Below are 19013 nucleotides of genomic sequence, written 5' to 3' on the forward strand. Positions count from 1 at the left end.
AAAAAAATTAACCAAAATGCCCTATATCAGTATGGGGCATTTTTTGTTATGGCAGATTCAGATCACAATAATTCAGTTTTATCTTATGATGAGCTTGGTTTCATTATTGGTATAAAACGAGTTGAAAAAAAAGTAAGTACGATTGATTCAAATATTGAAAAGATTATCGAAATTCTTACTCAAAGCTTTGAAGAGCAAAAAGCACAGTTTGCTAAGCCTCAGCCAAAACTGACAGAGTTTCAAAAGATGCTTAATGCTGTCAATAATAGACCAGCTTTAGACTTTGAAGTTTTTTTAAAAGAAAAAGCAAATCCAATCACACATTCTTTTATTGTAGCCGACAACTTAGTTAAAGACTTTGCAGATGTATTGGAGCAATCAGTTAATGGCCTTAATACACCAAATAAAGAACAAATCAACCAACCTAAGGCACGAAAGCCAGCTATAGAAATTAATAGTCATGAAGATTTGGATAAGATTGTAAGCTCAACTACACCAGAACGTGATGAAAAAGGGCGTTTTGTATCTAACAATAATGATGCTCAAAACCAATCATCAATTAGAAAGGTTGCCCAAACGATAACAACGGCGATCAAAGGAGTAATGCCGAACTCACCACAAGGTGTAGATCCTACCGTTGATGCTATCAATGAAGTTGGTCACTTACTTTCTCCTGTACGCCGTGCAGCTGGTTTAGCCTTGCGGCCATTAACTGGTTTGATGCGTAGTAAAAAACGCAATGAGCCATTACCTCGTGAACAAGAAAACCATAACCGTAAACAAATAAAATTATTGCAGCGTATTGCCGATAATTTAGCGTCTAAGGGTGGTTTATTAGGTTCACTAGGGAAATTACTTACTTCCGCTTTATCTGCAGGTGGTGGGCTGCTAGGAGGTGTTCTAGGCAAAGGAAAGAAAGGTGTAGGGAAATTAGGAAAGGGCTTGGGTAAACTTCTCAAGTTTGGCCGTGGTCTACCCGTAATAGGTGCATTAGCTGCTGGTGCATCATTGTTAGATTGGAATGAACAAAGCACTCAAGAAAAGGGAGGAACAGTTGGTAGTCTTGCTGGGGGAGCTATTGGTGGTACGGTAGGATCATTATTTGGTCCAGCTGGCACCTTGATTGGTGGTATGGCTGGTTCTTGGATAGGTAATAAGCTTGGTACCGCAGTTACGCCGTATTTTAAAGAGTGGACAGATTCATTAATTGCTGCAGATGTACCAGGTATTATTAATACGGCGTGGAAAGGATTTGTTAGTTATGCAACGAATGCTTTTGATCAAGCCAAAGGTACAGCTTCAAAAGTTGTGGAAGGTATCAAAGATACTACAGGAGATACATTAGATTTCATCAAAGATAAATTTAACCGGTTTAATCCATTTCATGACGGCGTTCCAACGTGGGGAGTAGGCCAAGGAGTTTACAAGCCGGGCTTTGGGGCAAACAAAAATGTTCCTGCTTATGGATCAACTGTTTCTCCTATTGGTGAAAAGACAAAGGAAAAACAACTTGCTGTCTATAATGCTATGAAAAAAGCAGGATTCAATGATAACTGGGCTGCAGGTTTAACTGCTTCTGTCGGTAGGGAAAATGACTACCAAGATAAATATCTGTTTGGTAAACATCAAGATAAAGCTGGTGGTACGAATATGGGTATGATCTCTTGGCAAGGAGCTCGTAAAGATAGACTTACTGCTTTTATGAAAGAACGGGGATTGTTAGATAGCAGCGGGAATATGGTTAAGAGCCAAGCATCATTAGATGCTCAAGGTGCTTTTATGAAGCAAGAAATTAATACTAATCCTGAATATGCATCAGTTAAAGCTTATATGGAACAAAATCCCAATGCTTCAAGAGAAGATATTGCAAGAGTTTTAGGGACTAAATATGTGAAATGGGCCTATGGTCAAACAAAGCTTCGCAATGGGAAATCATTTGACTACAGACCACATTTAGACAAGGAATATAAATATAGGGCTAATATTGATAATTCAATTCAGGAAAAGAAGCCCAATTTACCTAAAGAAAATAAAACAGCAGTTACCCAAAATTCATCAACTAATATTGTTGATAACACTAGAGCAAAGGTAGCCAGTATTGTAAGCACTAAGAAAGCTATTGTTCCTCAGGCAACTAAACGTTCAAGTCCTCAGCTAAATAATCAAAACAAGTTGTTGACGAAAGTTACGCCGTTTAAGCAACCACTAAATACTCCTAATCCGCAGGAAGTTGTTGTTGTAAATCAGAATAATGGTAACATCGGGCAGAATGTTAATGACCGTTTCCTTGCTCATGCACTTACTGGTGGTATAGGAATGTATAAGAATGAGGCTTAATGATGAAAAGACTTTTAACTTTAATTGCTACTAGTTTGATGGTAACTGCGGTAAATGCGAACCCTTTAACAGAGTTTCCAAAAAATGCACAAAACGCTCATTATCTTGCATCATGCTCAGCATATATAAATCAGTTTTTAATTATTGATCGGAAATTAGGTACAGGTGTGGTGAGTCCAAAAACTACAAATACGGCACTTACTAAAGTATTTGCATTTGGATATGCCTCAATTGCTTTATCAAATGAGCAAGAATATTCAAGGAACTACACTAAAGCTTTATCGGAAATGAAAAGCACAGAACATAAGTATTTAAATGCTGGGGCTTCTAACATTAAAGAATATACCGATTATTTATCACAGCATGTAAATGAATGTGTTCCTAACTCTACTAAAACAGTTGAAGCTATGCAGGTAGAACTTACCTCCTTTATGCAAGCTATGAAACAACTTGAAAATCAGCCTTTGATGAAAGGAATTCAAGCAACTTTAGCTAAGACGAATCAAGATCACATTAATGAAAATTAATACTCGTCTATAAGAAAAGGGATTGAGTCATTCAATCCCTTTTTTAATTAAGAACGGTACATGTCTAAGTATTTTTCTTCAGAGATGTTACATAACAACTTAAAGAAGTTCTTTCTTGAATCTGGGGTAAGCTCTTGACGAGGCAAAGGTAAAAGTTGATCGACTGCACCTACTGGCCCCCAAGTTGAAGTAAAAGGAACAGGAATATTGATAAAATATGCTTTATCAGAAGTAACAGCAGCGTCTAAAACTTCTTTTACCTCTTTATAACGTGGATACCTTTGAGCGGTCAAAAATAATCCGTCAAAAATCACATATGCATTAAAATCTTCTAACTCAACTAATAATAATGCACCCATAAGTGGAAGGTTGGTTTCAGGACCATCTTCGCGGCTAAAACCTGGTGTAGGTTTGTTATGGGTAGCAAAAAGAAGTACCTGAATACATTCAGGCATTTTTATATATTCTATAAGATTTATACAGTTTTCTGTTGTATTGCCATGACTACCTCTTACAGCAAGATATTTGTCTTGTTCATGAAAAGCTGCATTTTGAAGATTAGCGTGCGGCAGATACTCATTTAAAGATTTATTAATATCTTTAGTTTTTTTAATGATACTTCTTAATTTATCAAATCCACTTTGATCTATGTCTGATTTCTTAAACTCTTTATTAATTCGAGGTAGGCGTATTGGAGTAGCAGGAATCAAATCATTTGAATAGTAGTAATCATTTAACTGTTTTTCTATCTCATCTAAATCTATCGGAGCAAAGCTTTTTTCCAGTCGAGCTACAATGTCCTGATTCATGGACCGGTTTAATTCTTTAGCTGAGTCGGCAATCTTATCTTTCAATTCTTGCGGCATTCGAACTTTGTATTCGACACCTAGATGTTTACTCATAAGAAATTCTAAAGCAGTGAAAAGTTAAATTAATAATAATGAACCCCAGTGGGGTTGACAAGAGGGGGAGAGAATAATAAATTTGAATACCCCCCCAGTGGGGGTGACCCCGAGTAATCTTGCCGGATCGAACTCGGGGTCTATCAACAATCACATGAAAAAAGGATATTGATATGGCTAATTTATCATATATACCACAAGTTGTGTCGTTTCATGGCACTGAACTCTTCATTGTTGAATATGAAGGGCAACCCTACGTGCCGATGCGTTCAGTTGTTCAGGGAATGGGGCTTGATTGGGCAGCACAATTCTCCAAATTGAAACAAAGGTTTGCGACCTGCGTTGTGGAAATCACAATGCAGATATTGGGAGATGATCAGTCCCGAGCTCATACATGTTTATTGCTAAGGAAATTACCTGCATGGTTATATTCAATAATGCCTGGTAAAGTTAAACCCGAAATTCGTGACACTGTGATCATGTACCAAAACGAATGCGATGATGTTTTATGGGCGTATTGGATAAAAGGACAGGCAATCAACAAACGCTTTACCATTTCACCAGAGCAGCAACATGTCCTTCATTCAATTGTGGACCGCCGTGCAGGTAATAAGCTGGGTTTAAGAAAGTCTCTATGGAAGCGTCATAACAATCATTTCGGGATTGCGAAATACAGTCAATTACTTTCAATCCACTTTGATGATGCGAAAAAGTATCTTGAGACGATGCCACTTCAAGAGTTAGCTCCAACCGAAAGAGATACATTACAACGGTTAGAGAAGTTTGTAGATAATCTTGCAGCGCGTTATCCAGCATTAGAAAATCCACTGGCTTATGAAATTGCACAGCAGATAGGTGAGAAGCTTAAGTATCAATCTACAAATGGGCCTAAAAACTTCTGGGTTTCGATTCAGGAAAACGGCGTTGTTTCTGCTCAGCAACATTCTCTACATCACACACCGGTTAATGTTGTGCAATTACGCGAACGTTTTAATCAAATGTGGGATTTCCTACATAAAGATGAAGTGCTTGAGCTGGGTAAAGTATTAAAACGCTTTCCTTTCGAACCAGTTAATGGATAAGGGCATATTATTATTTGAAGATGTTCCTTAAGGAACTCCCCACTAAAAAGAAAGCTAGTATGAAAAATCTAGCTTTCTAACCTTAATCTTAATTCAGCAGAATGTATTTATTTTTTAATTGGATTATATAAAAATAAGAAAAATTGGTATAAAATTCAGGCTATTAATAAGACTTGTTAAATAATGGCATTTTTATGAATACTAATGATCAAAAGAAAATAATTAATTGGATTAAGAATGAAAAGTTCTCACATCTAAATTTTTTAGAAGAAGAATGGAATACTTCAGTTAATGATCACTATCCTGGATTTTTTTATTTTATACTTGATTTGAAAAATGAAAATAATGACTTTGTTTTTGATGAAATTGTTAAAAGAAAAGGATCGGAGGCAGAAGCTTATTTTTATCTTGGTTGCATCGCAGGAAAAATATTTGATTATAATAAATCTAAACATATCGAATTAGGATTTTATCGAAAGGCTTTATTGATAGACAGCAACCATGCTGATGCAAATTGGAGTGTTTTTTATTATTCAAATAAGATTGATCATTTGCTAAAGTGCTTAAGCTCTTTTTATAAGAATAATGAAATCCAAAAAATTAAAAATGTATTAAATAATATTTATGATCTAGATGGTTTGGAAGATCTTAATAGAGAGGAATTATTATTTTTAAAAAAAATACTAAATCATGGTGAACTTAGAGGTAATCGAAATATTGATAGGATAATAATTGATTTATGTTTTTGCTTGGGAGATTTAGAAGAAGGATTGGAAAATATTAACAATATTGATAAAATAAATTATAGAATCATTAAAAAGTATGTTGATAAAAATTTAATTACTTTGGATGACTCTCTTCTAAAAATAAATAGTTTTGAGTTGAGTAAAATAAAAAATTGTGACAAAAATAAAATCTATGAAGTGTATTTAAATGAAGCGAAAGCTGGAGGGCCTAACCCTACAAGTGATGTGTTAATCCAAAAAGCATACGAGGCAAAAAAATATAATGATGTTGTTTCTCTTTTTGAAAAAGCTAACAAGGAAGATAAGTTAATAGCAATAATTGATTCACATTTATATTATCTATTATCACAAATAGAGTTAGATAATGAATATAATAAGCAAACATATGAATATATAATTAAAAAATTTAATGATTTAAACTTTCTAAAAAATGATAAAAATTCTTACTTTTTATTTTTAAAATTAAGATTTAAACTAATATGTAAGGATCTTGAAAAAAAAGTAAAAGAAAATTATTTTTCGAATTTTCCAATTGAGAATTATTCAATACTTCAAGAAGCAGAAGAAATATTAAAAAAAGATGAAATTGTAAATAATAAAAGTTACACAGAACTAAAAGGAAGATTAAATAATATTAAAGATAAATACTATAAAGAGAAATCAGAAGAGAAATTAAAAGAGTATGGTGACACTTTATCCTTAGAAAAATTTGAACTATCTGAATTTAATGAATATTGCTACGTAAGTATTTCATGTGGAAATTATGAAAATACAATTGATAATATTAATAAATTTCATAAATACAATAGACCCACAATGAGCACTTTAAACTCTTTAGCAATTTGTTATATGCATATTAATGATTATAAAAACGCTTTTAAATATTCTAAAGAAGCTTTGGAGTGTATGAGAGCTTCAAAAGAATATGACTATATTATCATTAATAATTATCTTGATTTATATAAAAAGGCTGTTTGTGAAGATTTTTCAAAAGAGGAATATAATAAACTTGTAAATGAATTTAATCTGGGTTTGGTGAAGAGTTTTACGTGGAATAATTTTCTTTCTACTAGATTTAATATCCTATATAAATATTCTCCATTTAATGTTAATACCATCGATGCTTTAACAAATCAATATTTCTTCTTACCTAGTAAGAGATTATTAAACGATCCGATTGAATTACCGGAACTAAGTAAAATTCGACCAGATACACATATACTTGAAAATTACAATATATGTTCATTTTCTAATAACGAGAATTCGATGTTAATGTGGTCGCATTATGCTCAACAACATCAAGGGGTTATGGTTGAATATTTCTTTGGAGGGGAATTACCATTTGGGTATGGAATTAGTAAGGTTGACTATGCTGATGATAAAAAAAGATATAAAGATAAAGATGAGTTTATATTCAATCAGTTTCTTTTAACTAAAAATAAAGATTGGTCTTATGAAAATGAAGTCCGTCTTTTTACATTTTTGAATAATAAAGTTGAATTTGAAACTTATAAATATCCTAATCCCGACAGGACAAAGATTAATGCATCTATTAAGAGTATTACATTAGGCTTAAATTTCCCTGAGGATAAAAAGAAATTAATTGGAATAATTGTGAACACTTTAAATGCTAAAAAGTTACCACATGAATCTAAAATTTCAGTTAAACAAGCTTTTTTGTGTGAAGATAATAGCTATGCTTTAGAGTATAGAGAACTATTTCTTGATTAATAGGTCTAATGACCTTGTTGCTATGAGGTTGTTTTTCATGGAAATCCATAGTCTTACATTTTATTATTTACAGTTTTTCATATGGAATTAACCTGAAATTAAAGCCAGCTAAAAAAGCTGGCTTTTTTCACTTCACAAAACCTTGTATAGCTTTGGACAGATTTTTAATTATTATTTCTCTTTCATAACGAAAATCTAAAGATTTAGGAATTTGAACATTTAAAACTTTCTGTTGAGCCGGTGTTAGTGGAATTTTATCGTTCTCAATTAAATCAGTGTCCTTAAAGATAATATTTTGGCAATTATTAATACCAATCACAGGAATTTTGGACTTTTCACAACCTGTAATCTCAACAAAAATTTGCCAAACTTTAAGTAATTTTCCTGATCCAAACTCATTGCCAACTCAAATGATTATTTAAATAAATATTATCATATAAATAAGTGTCTATTAGGCATTAAATGAAATATAAGACTGTTATATATATACATCGCAACTATACAATCAGAGAAGAAGAAAGAGCAGATGTCATGTATGATATAGTTTGACTATGATAGAGAGTAAAATACAAAGCACTATTTATTTTTCTGAAAGCATCTTGTAAAATTTATTCCCCTTCAGATAAACCTGCTGATTTTGAATGTCTAAAACCAGTAATTGGGTAGCCATATGGAGGCCCAGAGATGCAAGCTTTTCTCAGACCCTATACTAAATCGTCATAACTTAAATTAAAAGTATTTTTTCACTTTTAAAAATATAAACCCTATTGTTACCTGCTTTATGTTTCGATTAGTGTAAAGGCAATAAAAAAGCTCTCAATTTGAGAACTTTTTTATTAAATAAACAATTAGGCTCTACTATTTACAAATAGACATGAAACCATTTACTTATTCATTTAAGAATATAACTAACGCATCGTCACGAACTCTTCAGATGATGTAGGATGAATAGCAACGGTATTATCAAAGTCCTTTTTAGTTGCCCCCATCTTTAGAGCGACTGCAAAGCCTTGTAGAATTTCATCCATATTCAAACCAATCCCATGGATACCAACAATTTTTTCCTCTACACCAACACATATAAGCTTCATTTTAGTGAGTTGTTTATGTTGTGCCACGGCGTCATACATTGCTGTAAATGAAGATTTGTATACTTTAACCATATCTTTGCCAAATTCTTCAATCGCCTGTTCTTCTGTTAATCCAACGGTTCCAATAGGCGGATGACTAAATACTACAGTGGGGATATTGTTGTAATCTAAGCATTCATTAGGCTTGTTATTAAATAACCGTTCTGAGAGCCTACGTCCGGCAGCAACTGCAACAGGTGTTAATTCAACCTTTCCAGTAATATCTCCAACTGCATAAATACCAGCGTGTGTTGTATTTTGGAACTTATCAACTTTGATAAACCCTTGTTCATCCAATTTTACATTTGTTAATTCAAGTTGGAGAGCTTTGGTATTGGGTTTCCTTCCAACAGCCCAAATAAGACAATCTACAACTTGTTGAGTTCCATCTTTTAAATGCAACATGATAGAACCGTCTTCTAATTTTGTTACTTTACTGATTTCAGCATTTTTATGAATTTTAATATTCTCACTTTGCATAATTTCTAGTAATGCTTCTCCTAAGAACTGATCTAGATTACGTAGGAGTTTTTCGCGTCGAATAAAAAGCTGGACATCTGAACCTAATGATTTGAGGACACCAGCTATTTCTACTGCAATATATCCTGAACCCACAATCGCGGTACGTTTTGGTAATACTTCTAAATCAAAAAAGCCATTTGAGTCGATACCATGTTCAGCACCTTCAATTGCAGGCCAACTCGCTTCTGTACCAGTAGCTATGAGAATGTGATCAGCTGTTAATAAATCTCCGTTTACTTCAATTGTGTTTTTATCAATAAATTTTGCAAACCCGTGTATGACATCAACATTATTTTTACTAAGGATATTGTTATAAGAGGTGTGAATTCTTTCGATATATGCCTGTCTATTTTTAATAAGTTTCTGCCAATCAAATGATTTTACTTCCGTAGTGAAACCATATGACGTCGCATATTGACGAATTGCGTCAGCAATATGAGCAGCGTACCACATCACTTTTTTAGGGACACAGCCAACATTAACGCATGTGCCACCAATATCTCCCGCTTCAATTAATGCACATTTTTTTCCATACATGGCTGCTCGATTTACAGAGGCTATACCGCCACTGCCTCCACCAATTGCAATATAATCGTAATGTTTAGACATGGATAACTCCTTTATTTGCTGAATAGTAGAATCCAGCAACACCTAGAATGGGGCCAATCAATAATATCCATGCTGAATCCAAGCCAATTATTTCAAAGGCATAGGTTGTCAATGCAATAGATATGATAGTCAGTGTAAAACCAATTGAATTTTGAATAGCTAATGCCGCACCAACTTTTTCGGATGGACAAGATTGGGCGGAAAGCGCAGAGAATTGCGGTGAGTCTGCAATAACAGATGCTCCCCAGATCGCAAATAAAACCAATAAGAACCACGCAGGTAAAAAACGCCAGCCTAGAGCAAATACCAAGCAACTAAAACCTGAGATAGATAAAGATCCTATAGCAACATATCTATTACCTATATATTTAGAAAGATATCCGCCCACCAAGCAACCAATTGCTCCACATGCCATTACAAAAAAAGTAAGGAGCGAAATGTTGTTGTATCCCAATTTTTCTGGAATACCTGATTTAGCAATAAATAAAGGAATAATCGTCCAAAAGGCATATAATTCCCACATATGACCAAAATAGCCTATAGCAGCTGCACGAAATTTTCGAATTTTGAAAACCTGAAAAGTACCACCTGATGACACTATATTTTGTGGTTTGGGAGAGACTGTTGGGTCTCCTAATTGGTAAACTAACAAGGCTGCAATCAATGCAAGACTTGAAGAACAAATCATGACTGTTTGCCATGCAAAATGAATGGGTAAACTATTAATAAAATAGGGAAGAGCTGTACCTAATGTCAGCATAGCAACTAATTTCGCTAGTGCTTGCCCAGCCTGATGAGGTGCCCATAGAACGATAAGTTTCATTCCGATTGGATAGATTCCTGCGAGACATAATCCCACGAGAAAACGGTAAATAAGGGCGTCCATAAGTCCATGGGCGAACGATGCAAAGCAGAAATTAAAAAAGGCGCCTAATAGTGCTGAACAAACAAAAATATGGCTGGCTTTAAAGCGGTCTGCTATTTCTGTATAAGCAAATACAAAAGTTCCAATGATAAATCCTGCTTGAACAGCGTTGGTAATCCAACCAATATCTGCAACTGTTATTTGCCATTGTTGCATTAAATCTATTGCTGCACTATTTGCACTAAACCACAATGATGTGGCCAATAATTGAGCCAAACTAATAATAGTAGTGGCATGTAAGCCATAAATTTTTTTATTATTCTGAATGTTGTAACCTACCATATAGGGGCACTCCCATTTAGGTAGACTAATATTTAAAGTACTACCATAAAATTAGAGATTGTCCGATGGATATTTCATCTGACATAAAAATTAAACTAATTTTGTTGGGATAGTCATAGCGGGTGCTATATATGGACGAATATAAAGGGAATGCTTTATTTAAAGCATTCCTATATTTATTTACTTTTATTAGAAATAGATTAGATATTTGAATTAAAAAGATTTAAATATCTGAGCTAATCTTAAGAAAGCACGCCAACAATTTTTCCTATTACCTTAGGATCAAGCTCTGTCCCTTTATTCATTGCCCATCTTACAAAACTACTTCCTTCCATTAAACTCAATAATTGAAAGGCTTGCTGATTTGCATCACCTTCGGCAAGTTCTCCATTTTCTACACCTAAATGGATGATTTTTTCTATCCAAGATAATTGGATTTCAAAATACTTTCGAGTTAACTCCTGCATGCTCTCTGGTAAAACAGCCATTTCAGCAGCAAGAGCTCCACATAACGGTAACATTCCTTCAGACATTGAGCTTCTAAATAAGGAAGCAAAGGCACAAAGGCGTCCGAATGCATTAGGAAAATCACGTTCGATTTTTTCAAAATCTTGAATAGTCTGTTCAATATATGTTTCGACTATTAAAATTCCTAAATCTTCTTTTTTGGGAAAATAATGATGAATACTGGCTTTTTTAATTCCAACAATCTTCTCTAAATCAGCATAACTAAAAGCAGCATAACCTCTTGATCTCAACATAAGCTCTGCTGAGTTAATTAAACTTTGGCGAGTATCAATGGTCATATTCGTAGTTCCCAGATTAGAGAGATTTGGCGGCATACTATAGCATTGTTGTTAAAGATGAATCATCAGATTAACGAGTATGCCACCCATCACATATTATTTGTTTGCAATCACTAATTGCGGTTTCATTTGAATTGATCGTGAAAAATTGGCGAAATTTGGTGAAGTTTTAAGAACAGCACTATGTATTTCATCCAATTGTTCTTGTGTCCCATCTGTATCAATAACTACAGTGTATTGGACTTCATCATATCCAGGATTAATTTTTTCATCTAAGCCTAAGAAACCTCTGAGATCCAGCTCTCCGGAAGTATCAATTTCTAATGAATTAATCTTGACACCTTTAGTAGCAGCAATAGCTACATAAGCAACTGTAAGACATGCATTAAGTGCCGCCATCAATAATTCTTGTGGGTTAGGTGCACTATCTGTTCCTAAAATTTCATGAGGTTCATCAGCAGCTATATGGAAGTTACGTTCATAAGTCTTACCAAAAAGTTCATAAGATTTCACAGTGGAAACAGAACGTGTTTGACCCGCCCATCTTGTTTGTACGTTAAAACGAGCTTTTGAAGTGGTAGGATTCTGGCTTACTCTATCTGCAAATTGTTGAAAAGCATTTAGATCAATTTCATTCACTACATTGTTCATTATAGAACTCCAATTAAGATATAAATTTTGGTGAATGGAGAATAATTTCCCCATTACTAAGCTTGTTTATGTAACCTCTAGTGAAGTTACATTTCGTCATAAGCATCTAAAGTTCGTGCTGAGTAAACATAGGCTGCACCAGCATTTAAAGCGATAGCAGTTCCTAAAGCTGCCGCAACTTCTTCTTTTGTAGCGCCTGCTTTTTTAGCTGCGCCCGCATGAGCTGATATACAACCATCACAACGCGTAGTAACTGCTACTGCCAACGCAATTAACTCGTGAGTTTTTGCGTCGAGTACTTTATTTTCACGCGTCGCAACTTCTAAGTTGTGAAAAGCAGTGGCAACGGGTTTATTTGCTTTTGCAAAATTACCAATATTTTTAACTAATGCAGATAATCTGTTAGTCCATTCACCGTTCATTTTTGAAACCTCATCATTTATTAAATATTATTTGCCTAGTTTTCTTGATGCCATGACACCACCATCAACATCCCAAATAGCACCAGTTACCCAAGATGTTTTTTCGGAAAGAAGGAATACGATAGTTTCTGCTACATCATTTGGGGTACCATTTCTTCCTAAGGGATGAAAACTATTGAAATCTTGAAGTGCATTATCTAATTGATCTGAAGGAATAAATCTTTCGAAAATACGGGTTTCCACCATTCCAGGGCTAACAGCATTTACTCGAATTCCATGTTCTGCTAGCTCTGCAGCCACATGACGAGTCATAGCTTCTAAACCCATTTTTGCCATTGAATAGGCAGATGCTGTGACAGTTTCGATAGCTTGGCGAGCTGCAACGGCAGAAACATTTACAATTGATCCTTCTTTATTTTGTGCAACCATTGATGAAGCAACTTGTTGAGTAATAAAGAAAAATGCGCGGTTCAGGTCTAGGAAATTGTTATAGTCACTTAGCGAATGCTCTAGGAAGCTTTTAGGATAAAAAATTCCTGCTGAATTAACTAATAAGTTAATGTCTTTATGTTCACTATCCAATTTGCTAATTAACTTTTGAACACTATCAAAATTTGTTAAATCAGCAGTCAGTGCAAAAACTTGTTCTTCACTTGTTATAGCAACTAATTGTTTACGGGCTGTCTCGGCTTTATCTGCGCGATTGCCAACAATTACTACAGTCCCACCTTGTTCAGCAACTTTCTTTGCTGTTTCTAAACCAATGCCACTAGTGCCACCAATGACGAGAAGTTTCTGGCCTTTAAATTGTTGCTCACTCATAAGATCACCTAATCATTAATATCGATTAAAAGTAGCCTACCTACTAGTTGGTTTGTAGATTATATGGGCTAATTTTAAATGTCAAGTACTAACAGAAAATAGTTTAGAAAATTATTCAGCTTTAATCTCAGATTTCGTTAAACAAAGAGTACCAATGGAACTCTTTGCTTCGTTTTTCTCATCATTGTTTGATTCAGATTTTATGAGTTCATCTAAAGCTTTTTGATAATCGGATATAGGTTTTACTCCAACAATACGATGGATTAATTGCCCATCTTTGAACATTAAAACAGATGGTAAACCCCATATATTATAACGGGTTGTTAAAATAGGTGCCTGATCAACATTAACTGTTCCGACAATTACATTATCTTCAATACTTTCCACAAAAGTATTAAATAATTTTTTGCTATTGTGGCACGGTGGACACCAAGGAGCATAAAAACGGACTACTGCTAAACCTTCTTTCCATTCAATTTCATGAAAGGTATCTTCATTTAAAGTGTGTAATTTACGCATTATAAAACTTCCTCTTTTCTGTATTTACAGATTCAGAATTCAGTTAAAGGATAGTATTCAATCAATTGCTAACCGACATTAAATTCAGGTTAAATTAAAAATACTATTGCCTACCTACTAGTTGGTTGATATAGTGGCATCAACTTGTCATTTGTGCAATAGGAATGAGGGAGTGCAAATCTTGTACTTCACAAACAGGTCATTACCTGAGTCATTCATTGATTGATGAGTGTGGTTAAAGAAATTTCTTAATTATCTGTAAATCTCTCTAGAGGTCTGTGATGAATAAATTATTCACTCCCCATAATTTGGTGGATATTCAATTAAAAAACCGAGTAGTAATGGCGCCTATGACTCGTACGCGAACATTGAACGGTGTTGCAGATGAACTTACTGCGCTTTATTACTCCCAGCGAGCTTCCGCAGGTCTAATCATTACTGAAGGCTTGCCTGTTTCTGAAGAAGGGCGTGGTTATTTATATACGCCTGGTTTATATAATGATGAACAAATGCAAGGATGGAAAAAAGTTACTGCAGCAGTGCATGCAAAAGGTGGTCGTATTTTTGCTCAGCTTTGGCATGTGGGAAGAATGTCGCATGTTTCAGTTTTACCTGATAATCAAGTACCTGTATCTTCTGGAGTTATTCCAGCAACCAACACTACAGTATTTGCATATACTGATTCGGGTGAACCCGGTCCGGTTGCGCCAAGTAAACCTAGAGCTTTAGAAACTGAAGAAATCAAACGTGTTACTCATGATTTTGTTAAATCTGCACAATTAGCAATTGAAGCAGGATTTGATGGCATTGAAATTATGGCTGCAAATGGATTCATCTTTGACCAGTTTCTCAGTACTGAGTTAAATAACCGAACAGATCAATATGGCGGAACTGTTGAGAATCGCCAACGTTTTCTTCTAGAAACTATTGATGCTATTTCCCAAGCAATTGGCCATGACAAAGTGGCTGTGCGAGTTTCTCCTTTTGGTCGTATTTATGACTTGGCGCCTTATGAAGGAGAGGTTGATACTTGGGCAAATATTGCGTCAGCTCTTGGTAAACGTAAATTGGCCTATGTGCATTTGTACTATCAACCAACTTATGAAACAGCACCTTTAGAAGCCCAAAATTTTAAAACTTTATTCAGAGAAACTTTTTCTGGAACTATTATCGCAGCTGGTGGTTTTAATCAACAAAGTGCTGAGGCGGCATTAGAAAAAGGTGAGGTCGATTTAATTGCTTTTGGTGTCCCTTATATTGCTAATCCCGATTTAGTCGAGCGGATGCAGAATAAATGGCCCTTGGCGGAAAGTGATCGCACAACATACTACGGCGTAAGTGGATCTCCAGCAAAAGGCTATACAGATTATCCAGATTATAACGGCAAATAAACAATGGGGTGCCTAGTTAATTTTTGACACTAGGCATTAAAACTTCTTTGTTTTTAAACATCTAATGAATTTACTGAGATATTTATGAAAACTCTACCTTCGCAAATTACCGTAGATATATGGTCAGATTTTGTTTGCCCTTGGTGCTGGATTGCTAAAAAAAGATTTGAGAAAGGTTTGGATGCCTTTGAACATAAGAATCAGGTAACTATCCAATATCATAGTTACCGTCTAGCAAGTGGCCTTACACCACAGCCTTTTAAAGATGCATTGTATAAAAAATTTGGTGGGAAAAGTGGCGCTGATGCGATGATGAACCATGTAAAAAGTGCAGGTGAGCTAGAAGGTCTGATCTATAACTTTAATAGTATGCTTTTTGGCGATACTTTAGATGCCCATGCCATTGTAAAGTTGGCGCAACAGAAGGGTGTTGGTGAACTATTAACAGAAAAGTTTTTTAAGGCAAGCATAACTGAAGGTAAGTCTATTTTTGATCATAAGGGGTTGGTTGAGCTTGCTAATGAAGTTGGAGTTCCTCGTGAAGAAGCTAACAGTGCCTTTAGTAATATTTCGTTGAAACAAGAAGTTTTAAAAGATGAAGCCAGTGCACATGCGATGGGTGCTAGTGGAGTGCCGCTTTTCATTATAAATAATAAATATTCAATCAGTGGTGCTCAGCCTATAGAAACTTTTTTAAGTGCATTAGAGCAGGTATGGGAAGAAAAGCAGAATGAATTAGTGATCACAGAGGGTCAAAGCTGTGGCATTAATGGTTGTAGTATTTGATTGAGTAAATTGATAGGGGTAACTTATTTGTCCCCCTATCAATTTTTAAACGCATGACTAACTTTTTTATGATTTACAGCAATACAAATTTTAGGATCAGCAGCAGAAAAAGTTTTCAGAATCGGTAAAAAATCATAAGTTTTAGAAATACATTCCGTTAATAGAAAGAATGGCCTGATTTCATCGATGAATGACCCTGTTAATATGGAATGATTGATTATGATTAGACATACTTACTCTAACGACCATAAGTTATTTCGCATAGTCCTCCTGCACAAGCGAGACTAAAAACAATAACTTATTAATCATGGAATAGCATTGTTAAAAAGTCTTTCTATTTAACAATATCTATTTGGAGTAAGAAATGAAATTGCTTAATATATTTACCACTGTTGTTCTGAGCTCTGCACTTATTTCTACCGCATTCGCTAGCGATGGCTATCAACAAATTCGAAATGCCACTGGTAAGGTTGAGATTGCGAATAAAAAATTCCTCATTGACCCAATGTTATCAAAAAAAGATACCTATCCTGGCTTTGAGGGATCCCATAACAGTCAATTAAGATTCCCATTAATTGAACTACCGATGAGTGTTAAAGATGTCTATAAAGGTGTAGAGGCAGTTATTGTCACACATACGCATCTGGATCACTGGGACGACGAGGCACAAAAGAAACTACCGAAGGATCTTCTAATTATCGCTCAACATGAGGATGATGCGAAATTAATTCGTAGCCAAGGCTTCAAAAATGTGAAAGTCCTAAATGAGTCAATGCAGTTTGGTGATGTCACGCTTACTAAGACTCACGGTGCACATGGTACCGATGAAATGTACGCTTCACCGTTAAGTGAATTGCTAGGGGAAGCCATGGGGGTTGTGTTCAAAGCAAAAGGTCATAAAACAGTATATTTAGCTGGTGATACTGTATGGAATGCCGATGTCAACAAAGCAATTACTAAATACAAGCCAGATGTTATGATCCTGAATACTGGCGATGCCCGTAGCTTAATGTTCCCTGATACAGGGATTATTATGGGAACTAAAGATGTTCGCCACGCTTACGAAATGTCACCGAAAGCAAAAATCATAACCGTACATATGGATGCCGTGAACCATACGGCAGTGACTCGTGCTGAGATGCGTGCATATGTCAAAGAAAACAAACTTGGTGACCGCGTCGTAGTGCCGAACGACGGAGATGTGGTTACATACTAAATAGTATGGTCACCCAAGCTAAAAACCAGTCATAGATGACTGGTTTTTTTATTCCCCGTTATCAAAACAAGTAAAAAATAACACCAATTCCCATGATGCTTATAAAAACGCATAACAAATTTACCCCTTGCCCCATAACTTATGACATACAGCCATAATATAACGCCTCGCTCGCTGCGTGCATTTAAGACAATTGCTTTCATCAGGTAATTCAAACCTACTGGATTTACAGCTTCATGGCAGTGCTCAATGCGCTTGATCCCGTTACCTGCAGGAGGAATTATTCAGAGTTCCATCAAAATGAAAAGCATGAATTGCTAGAAATTGGTCGTTGCAGGTTCTCATGCTAGAAACAGTCCACAAGCTGTTATTATTTAAATTATTTTCAGTGAATGGATTGCAATACAAAAAAGCCGCACAGCTAAAAACAAACTGGCTCAATACTATCGTTTCTTGTCCTTCATTAGCATCACAGTAAAAACTCTCAACATGTAATTTATATTAATCCAAAAAAACCTATAACCTCTAGGTGAAAAATGAAGTTAAATATTTTTGTTTCAAGCTTAATGCTGCTTTCTCTCCCATTTTATGTCAATGCTTCATCAAGTTGGGTAGATACCCGTTATGCCCACATTACTGGTGCTGAGACAAATCAGTATAAAATCGGTGTTGGGCATGAATTTGATAGTGGAGCGGTATTTCTTGCTTCATCACTTTATGACATGGGAAAAGACTTTAATCAGTTTAAAAGTAGCTTTCAGGAGTTTGAAGGGTGGTACCCTATTAGGCTTAGCGACAACTGGTCAGTGGTGCCCGGTGCGCTCATGGATGTCAATTCAGCAGGGACGAAAATCGCAGGTTCTGTGATGCTTAATCATATACTCTCGAATAAAATATCTATTGCAGAACGCTATCGCTATAACCATTTGACGCACAGAGAAAATGATCTCAATCAGGTAAGGTCGTATAATGATGTTCATCAACTGGACCTCTTTATAAATTATCAGGCCGCCAATAATTTTAAACTTTTTTTAAACTCTCAATATAATGTTAATACTGGTAATTTTAAGGCACCTAATGGCCGAAAGGCTCACTGGGAAAATAACTTGGGCGCTCAATACTGGGTGAGTAAAAAATGGATGCCTTATACTGAACTTGCTTGGCTTGATCGGGATAAAAACCATGATAATCAGTTCCGCATACGTATAGGTATTAAATATTTTATTCCCTGAGCCTTCGGTTTATCTTTCAGCATAGTCTCAATTCCTTGAACTACTTAAACAATCTTAGGTAAAGCCTTCTGAATTTTTATTCGTAATAGTATAGGTTTTATCGAATTCTCCTAATTTTGAAAGCATTCTGCCGCCTTAGCTACCATGTATTCGTGCTTTAGCCATATCTGCTTTTGTTGATATTTATCTAATCTGAATAATATGACCCGTTTTCATTGATAATTGGCTGCTAGCCTTCTCACACATGAATGCCCACTTTTCTTATATTCCTTACCTAAACAGATTGTAGGTTCAGTTGTAAATAACATGGCTGGTGTATCTGCCTATCACTTAAACCCAGCCAATTTCTGCGTAATTAATTTCCTTGGAGCAGGC

Annotated in this window: 16 protein-coding genes; 8 read left to right on the top strand and 8 right to left on the bottom strand. The window is 35.2% G+C overall.

Translation table 11 applies throughout. The features are described from left to right. Positions 1-48: 48 nt before the first annotated feature. Positions 49-2337 carry a phage tail tip lysozyme gene (locus AOLE_RS07700; protein WP_013197532.1) on the top strand — a complete coding sequence of 763 codons (2289 nt, stop codon included), beginning with the start codon at positions 49-51 and terminating at the stop codon, positions 2335-2337. Next, positions 2337-2864 (top strand): hypothetical protein, encoded by a 528-nt coding sequence (locus AOLE_RS07705; protein WP_013197533.1) that lies wholly within the window; start codon positions 2337-2339, stop codon positions 2862-2864. The genes AOLE_RS07700 and AOLE_RS07705 overlap by 1 nt, the downstream gene beginning before the upstream one ends. A 47-nt stretch (positions 2865-2911) precedes the next feature. Here the strand turns inward: AOLE_RS07705 and AOLE_RS07710 are convergent, their stop codons facing one another. Further along, positions 2912-3766 (bottom strand): Arc family DNA-binding protein, encoded by an 855-nt coding sequence (locus AOLE_RS07710; protein WP_013197534.1) that lies wholly within the window; start codon positions 3764-3766, stop codon positions 2912-2914. Between the two features lie 173 nt (positions 3767-3939). Here AOLE_RS07710 and AOLE_RS07715 point away from each other — a divergent pair, with 173 nt between their 5' ends. Both AOLE_RS07715 and AOLE_RS07720 read left to right on the top strand, forming a co-directional pair. Continuing rightward, complete coding sequence (locus tag AOLE_RS07715) at positions 3940-4848, top strand: phage antirepressor N-terminal domain-containing protein (protein ID WP_013197535.1); 909 nt, start codon at positions 3940-3942, stop codon at positions 4846-4848. Between the two features lie 194 nt (positions 4849-5042). After that, a complete protein-coding gene (locus tag AOLE_RS07720; protein ID WP_013197536.1) occupies positions 5043-7325 on the top strand; it encodes a DUF2971 domain-containing protein in 2283 nt (760 codons plus the stop codon). A gap of 908 nt (positions 7326-8233) precedes the next feature. On the opposite strand, the gene gorA is transcribed toward AOLE_RS07720, so the two are convergent. The 7 genes from gorA to AOLE_RS07760 all read right to left on the bottom strand — a co-directional run bounded on the left by gorA (position 8234) and on the right by AOLE_RS07760 (position 14013). Beyond that, on the bottom strand, positions 8234-9586 hold the full coding sequence (gene gorA / locus AOLE_RS07730; protein WP_013197538.1) for a glutathione-disulfide reductase: 1353 nt from the start codon (positions 9584-9586) through the stop codon (positions 8234-8236). Next, on the bottom strand, positions 9579-10793 hold the full coding sequence (locus AOLE_RS07735; protein ID WP_013197539.1) for an MFS transporter: 1215 nt from the start codon (positions 10791-10793) through the stop codon (positions 9579-9581). The genes gorA and AOLE_RS07735 overlap by 8 nt, the downstream gene beginning before the upstream one ends. 242 nt (positions 10794-11035) lie before the next feature. Next, on the bottom strand, positions 11036-11599 hold the full coding sequence (locus AOLE_RS07740; protein ID WP_013197540.1) for a TetR/AcrR family transcriptional regulator: 564 nt from the start codon (positions 11597-11599) through the stop codon (positions 11036-11038). A gap of 96 nt (positions 11600-11695) precedes the next feature. Continuing rightward, positions 11696-12250: an OsmC family protein gene (locus tag AOLE_RS07745; protein WP_013197541.1), complete on the bottom strand. Its 555-nt coding sequence runs from the start codon at positions 12248-12250 to the stop codon at positions 11696-11698. Positions 12251-12336: 86 nt separating this feature from the next. Beyond that, positions 12337-12672, bottom strand: a complete 336-nt coding sequence (locus AOLE_RS07750) for a carboxymuconolactone decarboxylase family protein (protein WP_013197542.1) — start codon at positions 12670-12672, stop codon at positions 12337-12339. A 27-nt stretch (positions 12673-12699) separates the two neighbouring features. Next, the gene (locus tag AOLE_RS07755) at positions 12700-13494 is read right to left on the bottom strand and encodes an SDR family NAD(P)-dependent oxidoreductase (RefSeq protein WP_013197543.1); all 795 of its coding nucleotides are present in this window, start codon (positions 13492-13494) and stop codon (positions 12700-12702) included. A 111-nt stretch (positions 13495-13605) separates the two neighbouring features. Continuing rightward, positions 13606-14013 carry a thioredoxin family protein gene (locus AOLE_RS07760; protein ID WP_013197544.1) on the bottom strand — a complete coding sequence of 136 codons (408 nt, stop codon included), beginning with the start codon at positions 14011-14013 and terminating at the stop codon, positions 13606-13608. A 281-nt stretch (positions 14014-14294) separates the two neighbouring features. On the opposite strand from AOLE_RS07760, the gene AOLE_RS07765 reads away from it, so the two are divergent. The 4 genes from AOLE_RS07765 (at position 14295) to ompL (ending at position 18638) form a co-directional block, all read left to right on the top strand. Further along, positions 14295-15404 carry an alkene reductase gene (locus AOLE_RS07765; protein ID WP_013197545.1) on the top strand — a complete coding sequence of 370 codons (1110 nt, stop codon included), beginning with the start codon at positions 14295-14297 and terminating at the stop codon, positions 15402-15404. Between the two features lie 84 nt (positions 15405-15488). Then, positions 15489-16190 (top strand): DsbA family oxidoreductase, encoded by a 702-nt coding sequence (locus AOLE_RS07770; RefSeq protein WP_013197546.1) that lies wholly within the window; start codon positions 15489-15491, stop codon positions 16188-16190. Between the two features lie 364 nt (positions 16191-16554). Further along, a complete protein-coding gene (locus AOLE_RS07775; RefSeq protein WP_013197547.1) occupies positions 16555-17406 on the top strand; it encodes an MBL fold metallo-hydrolase in 852 nt (283 codons plus the stop codon). A gap of 536 nt (positions 17407-17942) precedes the next feature. Then, complete coding sequence (gene ompL, locus AOLE_RS07780; protein ID WP_013197548.1) at positions 17943-18638, top strand: porin OmpL; 696 nt, start codon at positions 17943-17945, stop codon at positions 18636-18638. The last annotated feature ends 375 nt before the right edge of the window (positions 18639-19013 follow it).

Origin of the sequence: Acinetobacter oleivorans DR1 (assembly GCF_000196795.1) — a bacterium.
In the GTDB taxonomy this organism is placed as follows: domain Bacteria; phylum Pseudomonadota; class Gammaproteobacteria; order Pseudomonadales; family Moraxellaceae; genus Acinetobacter; species Acinetobacter oleivorans.

Bases quoted from the DNA above. Each gene is read 5' to 3' on its own strand.
- AOLE_RS07710 (WP_013197534.1), bottom strand. From the start codon at position 3,766: ATGAGTAAACATCTAGGTGTCGAATACAAAGTTCGAATGCCGCAAGAA.
- AOLE_RS07715 (WP_013197535.1), top strand. From the start codon at position 3,940: ATGGCTAATTTATCATATATACCACAAGTTGTGTCGTTTCATGGCACT.
- AOLE_RS07740 (WP_013197540.1), bottom strand. From the start codon at position 11,599: ATGACCATTGATACTCGCCAAAGTTTAATTAACTCAGCAGAGCTTATG.
- AOLE_RS07745 (WP_013197541.1), bottom strand. From the start codon at position 12,250: ATGAACAATGTAGTGAATGAAATTGATCTAAATGCTTTTCAACAATTT.
- AOLE_RS07760 (WP_013197544.1), bottom strand. From the start codon at position 14,013: ATGCGTAAATTACACACTTTAAATGAAGATACCTTTCATGAAATTGAA.
- AOLE_RS07705 (WP_013197533.1), top strand. From the start codon at position 2,337: ATGATGAAAAGACTTTTAACTTTAATTGCTACTAGTTTGATGGTAACT.
- AOLE_RS07775 (WP_013197547.1), top strand. From the start codon at position 16,555: ATGAAATTGCTTAATATATTTACCACTGTTGTTCTGAGCTCTGCACTT.
- AOLE_RS07755 (WP_013197543.1), bottom strand. From the start codon at position 13,494: ATGAGTGAGCAACAATTTAAAGGCCAGAAACTTCTCGTCATTGGTGGC.
- AOLE_RS07720 (WP_013197536.1), top strand. From the start codon at position 5,043: ATGAATACTAATGATCAAAAGAAAATAATTAATTGGATTAAGAATGAA.
- AOLE_RS07735 (WP_013197539.1), bottom strand. From the start codon at position 10,793: ATGGTAGGTTACAACATTCAGAATAATAAAAAAATTTATGGCTTACAT.
- AOLE_RS07765 (WP_013197545.1), top strand. From the start codon at position 14,295: ATGAATAAATTATTCACTCCCCATAATTTGGTGGATATTCAATTAAAA.
- ompL (WP_013197548.1), top strand. From the start codon at position 17,943: ATGAAGTTAAATATTTTTGTTTCAAGCTTAATGCTGCTTTCTCTCCCA.
- AOLE_RS07750 (WP_013197542.1), bottom strand. From the start codon at position 12,672: ATGAACGGTGAATGGACTAACAGATTATCTGCATTAGTTAAAAATATT.
- AOLE_RS07770 (WP_013197546.1), top strand. From the start codon at position 15,489: ATGAAAACTCTACCTTCGCAAATTACCGTAGATATATGGTCAGATTTT.
- AOLE_RS07700 (WP_013197532.1), top strand. From the start codon at position 49: ATGGCAGATTCAGATCACAATAATTCAGTTTTATCTTATGATGAGCTT.
- gorA (WP_013197538.1), bottom strand. From the start codon at position 9,586: ATGTCTAAACATTACGATTATATTGCAATTGGTGGAGGCAGTGGCGGT.